At 64.9% G+C, this 5,814-nt stretch carries 6 protein-coding genes, 1 tRNA gene and 4 pseudogenes; 2 read left to right on the forward strand and 9 right to left on the reverse strand.

Annotated features, from left to right (window positions below; genetic code table 11):
- The 8 genes and pseudogenes from ACZ7GZ_RS42035 to ACZ7GZ_RS42070 all read right to left on the reverse strand — a co-directional run.
- A pseudogene (locus ACZ7GZ_RS42035) lies at positions 1–103 on the reverse strand (IS5/IS1182 family transposase); the annotation flags it as partial.
- 494 nt (positions 104–597) lie between these two features.
- A complete protein-coding gene (locus ACZ7GZ_RS42040; protein ID WP_471033006.1) occupies positions 598–1,446 on the reverse strand; it encodes a hypothetical protein in 849 nt (282 codons plus the stop codon).
- 238 nt (positions 1,447–1,684) lie between these two features.
- A complete protein-coding gene (locus ACZ7GZ_RS42045; RefSeq protein WP_471033009.1) occupies positions 1,685–2,137 on the reverse strand; it encodes a transposase in 453 nt (150 codons plus the stop codon).
- A 140-nt stretch (positions 2,138–2,277) separates the two neighbouring features.
- Positions 2,278–2,439, reverse strand: a complete 162-nt coding sequence (locus ACZ7GZ_RS42050) for a hypothetical protein (protein ID WP_471033012.1) — start codon at positions 2,437–2,439, stop codon at positions 2,278–2,280.
- A gap of 45 nt (positions 2,440–2,484) precedes the next feature.
- Positions 2,485–3,481 (reverse strand): annotated as a pseudogene (locus ACZ7GZ_RS42055) (transposase).
- 339 nt (positions 3,482–3,820) lie between these two features.
- Positions 3,821–4,168: a transposase gene (locus ACZ7GZ_RS42060; protein WP_471033013.1), complete on the reverse strand. Its 348-nt coding sequence runs from the start codon at positions 4,166–4,168 to the stop codon at positions 3,821–3,823.
- Positions 4,169–4,576: 408 nt separating this feature from the next.
- Positions 4,577–4,652, reverse strand: a tRNA-Lys gene (locus tag ACZ7GZ_RS42065).
- A 46-nt stretch (positions 4,653–4,698) separates the two neighbouring features.
- Positions 4,699–4,976 (reverse strand): annotated as a pseudogene (locus ACZ7GZ_RS42070) (transposase); the annotation flags it as partial.
- 71 nt (positions 4,977–5,047) lie between these two features.
- Here ACZ7GZ_RS42070 and ACZ7GZ_RS42075 point away from each other — a divergent pair.
- Positions 5,048–5,347, forward strand: a complete 300-nt coding sequence (locus ACZ7GZ_RS42075; RefSeq protein WP_471033016.1) for a transposase — start codon at positions 5,048–5,050, stop codon at positions 5,345–5,347.
- Positions 5,277–5,741 (forward strand): IS3 family transposase, encoded by a 465-nt coding sequence (locus tag ACZ7GZ_RS42080; RefSeq protein ID WP_471033019.1) that lies wholly within the window; start codon positions 5,277–5,279, stop codon positions 5,739–5,741. Before ACZ7GZ_RS42075 ends, ACZ7GZ_RS42080 begins: the two co-directional genes overlap by 71 nt.
- Here the strand turns inward: ACZ7GZ_RS42080 and ACZ7GZ_RS42085 are convergent.
- A pseudogene (locus ACZ7GZ_RS42085) lies at positions 5,733–5,814 on the reverse strand (IS5/IS1182 family transposase); the annotation flags it as partial. The gene ACZ7GZ_RS42080 and the pseudogene ACZ7GZ_RS42085 sit on opposite strands and share 9 nt — an antisense overlap.

Consider the following 5,814-nt stretch of genomic DNA (forward strand, 5'->3'; position numbering starts at 1 on the left):
GCGGGAGCTTGCAGCGGCGGTCACCCTCACGGGTGACGATGAGCATGGTTACCCACTCGACCAGGGCGTGAGGCAGGTCGAGTGAGGCAGGATAGGGAACCAACGAGAGGCTCCTGCGCTGATGAGTTGAGACGTCGAACACCTCTCTCAACGGCACAGGAGCCTCGTGCGTTGCGGGACGTCGACCCGTCACCCGATCAGTGGCCACGCTGAAAGAGCTCAGTGCCAGACCTTCCCGCACGCTCGGATCATCCCGAACAGACGCACGTCAGTCGCCGCATCCACCCTCACCCTCATGCTCTCCACACGAAAGAGGCTCACGGTGTGTCCGCATTGCGGGTGGGTCAGGATCAGCAGCGCTGCCGTCTCATGACCAAGCATCGCAGGCCTGGCTGATCGGACACATCCAGTTTCGACGAAAAGACAAATCCGCGAAGCCCCCTGACGGACAGGCTGATCTTTGTCGCCGACCCATGCACAGGAGTTTCGCCTCTTCTCGTGCTCATCCCCCCACTCCGCATGCGCTGCGCCCGCTCAGAATCTAAGGGGATCGGGGATTTCACATGAAAGCCGCGAAGAGGCTACGCCATTTCACGTTTATGTGGTGGGACGGGTGTTGAGGCAGGCACCCCTTGGAGCAGTGTAGGTTTGCACCACGAAGGAACTTGATTCCATGATCGATGGCTCGTCGACAACAACGTTTTTGACATACTTGCTAGTGCCGGCGACATTCAAGGTGCCGCGCACCCGCTTTCCTACGTCCATGAAACCCAAGGTGAGTACGTCACCTGCAGGAGCGATTACATTGGCCGTGAAACCGCTATCGATAGTGGTTTGCCACGTCCTACCGTAGTTGCGTCCGCCCTGCATGCTGAATGATTGCTGAGTTGTCTGGTTGCCCGCACTCGACCCGGAAATGGTACCACTGAGCTTGCCCAACGTGTCGCCCTCATTGGTAGATGATTGGGTCGCGGAACTGATGTTAGGAGCCCAGGTCTGCGTCGTCCCTTTGATGGTTTCGTCTGTCTCGGCATCGCCAGAAAGACCGACCTGCGAGGTGCTACCAATCCCTCCCGTCGTGGTTGAGGTGCCGAGGATTTGCCCTCCAATGTTGTCCGTGACTGCCGGATGAAGAGTAATGTTCCGCGAAATGGAAACGTCATGGTCGGAGCAGTTCAGGAACGAGTTCCCCACCGAAATAACACCGTTCCGGTACTCCGACTCCCCTTCGGGCGTGAACGTGCATCGATTTCCTTGGCGGCAAAGCTTCGTAACCTCCTCGACCGACGGAAGAAGTTTATTTCCGTCAAAAGCCTGGGCCTTGGGCATGCTGCGTACGGAGGCAGGGGCGACCTTGGCAATGGAGACGCCCGGGCCCGGCTCGGCTGCCGCGCCCTGCGGGACTCCCAGCAGTCCGAGCACCTCTCCCGCCGCGGCACCGACCATGAGCGCGACAGTCGGCAGTCTACGCGAGACGCTAGTTGTCATATTACCCTCTAATCGAATTGTGAACATATTACCCGTCTTGGAAATATGGGCGCACGTGAATGTCTGTCATACCCCGCTCAATATGATGACCAGATCGACTCAGCGGGTGAAACTGGAACCCTCCGCCACATTTGCTTGGCGAAATGGTGTCCTGTGAATGATCTTTGGTGTGGTGGGTGACCTGCTGGGTTCTGTGTTACCCGGCAAGGACGAGGTTGTGCAGGCGGGCGATGCGAGCATGGCGTAGTGGACGCCGTCGCCTCTCAGGCGGCAGTCGCGAAGGATCTTCCGTCCCTTCATGCGGGCGAAGACGTGCTCGACGCGGGCGCGGACCTTGCGGTGGGAGGTGTTGTGTTCCTCTTTCCCAGGCCGGGAGCTCGCTCTGGCCGCGCTCGCGCCGGTGCGGGATGACCAGGCCGGTGCCCCGGTAGCCGCCGTCGGCGATCACGGTGGTGTTGTCGGCGGCGTGTTGGGCGCCGGGCAGCTCCCACGCCCTGCAGTCGTTGCGGTTGCCGGCGACCGGCTGGCCGACGGCGACGACAAGCCAGGTGCCGGCGTCGATGACGGCCTGATGGCGGGTGGAGCAGCGGTAATCCTTCGACTGCTCGGCGATGGTGTTGTCGCGGGCAGGGACCAGGGTGCCGTCCACGATCAGGACGGTGTCCTTGCGGAACCGCTTGCGCTGCTGGAGCGCGAGCGACGGACCAGGTGATCGATGATGCGGTCGGCGGCCGGCTCCGACACCCCGGACAGCGGTGCCGGCTGCCGCAGAGTGAGGTTCGTGCGCCACTACGCGGCGACCAGCAGCACCCGGTCCTCCAGCGGCAGGCTCCACCGCCGCCCCTTGCACACCGGACCCACACCCTCACGCCGCAGCACCGTGATCAGACTGCCGAAGTTACGCGCACTCAGCCCGGAGAACGGGCCTGTCCAGGAAGGCTCCGACCCCATGATCACACCAGCCACAACAAGATCACCCCACCCGTGATCAGCACATTACGGACAACCCTTAGCTTGACTCTGTCGGGGATCTTGGTGTCGTCCACTCGGTCTCTGGCGGACCGCCAAGACCTCGGCCGGGGGATCCCGTGCTGGTCCGGAAAGTTCTGGAAGGCGGTCGGCGGCCGGGACGAAGGTGTTTCTCCGGTCGGCGGCCGTCGGCTGAGGCGCTCGATGTTTGCGGCGATGGCTGAGCACGTGCTGTGGGTGGGCTTTCTGCTGTCCCCGGTAGCGGCAGCGGCGCATGCCGTGTCCGTGAGCGAGCTCGTTGATGGTGCCTTCCACTCCGGAGCGGACCGCATAGCGGGCCTGCCATTCGGGTCTGTTGCTCGGCGCGAACTCGGAGTTGCAGGTCACGGAGTTCTCGCGGGGGGAAGCCCACAGTTCGGGCGGTGTCGGCGGTGGTCGTGCAGCGGGTGCGGACCGGGCAGGGACGGCACTGGCTCTTGGTGAACCGTGCCACGATCAAAGGTGCCGCGGTGGGTGAGGAGGTCGGATAGGGGCCGCGCCATCCCGCGCTGGTCTCCCCCTGCGGGCAGGTGACTTGCCGGCGGTCGAAGTCGATGTGGAAGTCGTCGTTCTTGCGGTGCTGGCGGGTGGAGTGGACCGGCAGTGACCCGGTGACCGTGACCTGGTGGTTGCGGGCTGCCTGTTCCAGATGGATCAGGGAGGTGTAGCCACCGTCGACCAGATGCTCGGCGGGCAGCAGCCCGCGGCGCTTGAGCCGGGTATGGATGCCGGGCAGAGCCTTCGCGTCGTAGCTGGTGGCGTCGGCGGTGGCCACATCTGGGATCACATTGACGCCGTCAGGGTCACAGGTCTCGGTGAGATGTGCGACGAACCCTTTCCAACGGGTGACATGCCCGCGGCGCGCGTAGCGGGCCGTCGGGTCGTAGGGCGAGACGACGGCGACCGCCGAGGGCGGCAGGCCGCCGTCCCCGGCGGTGCGCCAGCGCAGGCGGCCGACCCCGTCGCGGTAGTAGTTCTGCACCATGATCTGCCGAAGAGCCTGGACCCGGGGACCGGACAGGCGATCCGCCCCATGCCTCCCGACGCGCTCCAGCAGCCGGACGGCGCCGCCGCCTGTGGCAAGGATCCTGGTCTTGGGACGGGTGGGGTTCTTGCCCAGACGGACCGGACGGCCGTAGCGGCGCCCCCACTCCTCGTCCACCAGGCCGGCCAGCAGGTGCGCAGCTGTGCCGGCCAGCTCTTCCAGCGCGGCGCGGACGGCCTCGGTGACCAGTTCCAGCCGGGTCAGGTCGCGCACCGCGGTCAGGACGTGAGTGGAGTCGGTGCGCTGAGTTGGTGCGCTCGTGGACGAGACCGGCCTCCTTCAGGCGCGTGAGCGCGAGGTCGAGGAGTCGGTCGGCTCGGCCGCCCTCGGTGAGACGATCGCGGAAGCCGGCCAGCACGCTGTGGTGGAAGCCGGGATCGTCCAGTTCCATGGCCAGCGCGTACTTGAAATCGCTGCGGCAGCGAACCGCCTCGGCCGCCTGCCGTCCGACAGACCGAGCAGGAACTGCAGCACACAGACCATGGCCAGCCGGGCGGGCGACAGCCCCGGACGCCCATTGCGCGGGTACCAGTCGGCGAAGTCCTCGTCACGCCACAGCCCGCCCAGGTGGTCTCTCACCCACATCGCCGTGGTACCGCCCGGGTTGCTCGCTCGCGCCATCTGCATGGTCACAGAAGGGACTTGCTCACCACAACGGGCGTGGAGCGACAACGGGCACCTCGACAACTGCACCGGTCCTTGAACAGAGCCGAGCATGCCCGTTGATCACGCTGCCTCGCCGGGCATCCTCAAGATCCCCGATAGAGTCAAGTTAGAGACAAATCCTGACCAGGTACTCACCGGCGAGGCTACCTGGCACCGAAGCTTCGTCGTTACCGATTGCGCAGGCGCCCGTAGAGGCATCTGGACGCGTCGCGGGCGCGGTGATAGGGGCGGGGCGGTGCAGGTCGGTACACATCACAGGCCGTCAGCCCCTCAGGACGCCGTGGCAACAAGGCCATAGCAGCCCTGGCGCACCACTTCGGGTTCGGATGAGGCTTCTCTTACGCCAGGACGCCCGCTCCGAGCATGGATTGGTACGCCCGGTCGGGCTCGAACCGACGACCCGAGGATTAAAAGTCCCCTGCTCTGCCAACTGAGCTACGGGCGCATAACGCAAACGCTAGTCTAACGAGCTCGTGCACATTCTGAGGTTTTCACGGTGAAGTCGATGTTATGAGGGGCAGGCCGGTGGCGGTGAGGCAGCCGTCGATCAGATGGGGCCGGAGCTGGATCTTGCGTAACTCTCGGTGGAGTGCCCGGTCGAGGTCGTCGGGTCTGTCGAAGGCGGTGTTGGCCATCGCTCTGCGCACGAGTGACCAGACGGCCTCGACGGGGTTCAGGTCGGGCGCATAGGGCGGGAGAGGACGGTGGTGAGCCAGTCGTGCTCGGCCTCGTGCTGCTTCACCCAGGCGGCCAGGTGGGTGTTGAGGTTGAGCCTTGACCCTGATCTTGAACACACGAGACACTGGATCCTGAGGATCTGAGATCGGATATCTCGTGGTCATGGAGAGCTATCCGCCGCAGTTCAAGGCGGACGCGGTCGCGCTGTATCAGTCGCGGTCCGAGGCGACGATCCGACAGGTCGCTGCCGATCTGGGAAGCAATCCCGAGACCCTGCGCAACTGGGTCCGGGCAGCCGGCGCGAGCCGACCGCGGGAACACCGGGCAGAGACACTCGCCGAGCCGCCCACGCCGCTGGAGGCGGAGAACACCGCTCTGCGCAAGAACGTTCGTGAACTGGAGGAAGAACGCGAAATCCTGCACAAGGCGGCCAAGTATTTCGCCAGGGAGACACGCTGCTGAACCGCTTCCGGTTCGTCGCCGACCACCAGCGCGCTACGGCGTCAAGCGGCTGTGCACCATCCTGGGCATTGCCCGCTCCAGCTTCTACCACTGGCGCCGCACCGCAGAAAACCGGGCAGCCCGCCAGGCGGCCGACGCCCGCCTCGCCACCCGGATACGGGCCGTGCACTGCAAATCGGACGGCACCTACGGAGTCCCAAGGATCACCGCCGAACTCCGCGGGACGGGCGAACGCGTCAACCACAAGCGGATCGCACGGGTGATGCGGAGCATCGGCCTGGCTGGAGTGCGACTGCGTCGCAGGCACCGCACCACGACTGCGGACCCGGCCTCGGCGAAGGCCCCGGATCTGATCGGCCGCGATTTCACCGCCACTGAACCGTTTTCATCCTGAATATGTGCAGGTCATCAGGGTGTGGACGGCTTGAACTGCTGTGCCGATGCGGCGGGTGGAGCAGCGTGCTCGC

It is taken from the genome of Streptomyces sp. NPDC037288, assembly GCF_055603265.1.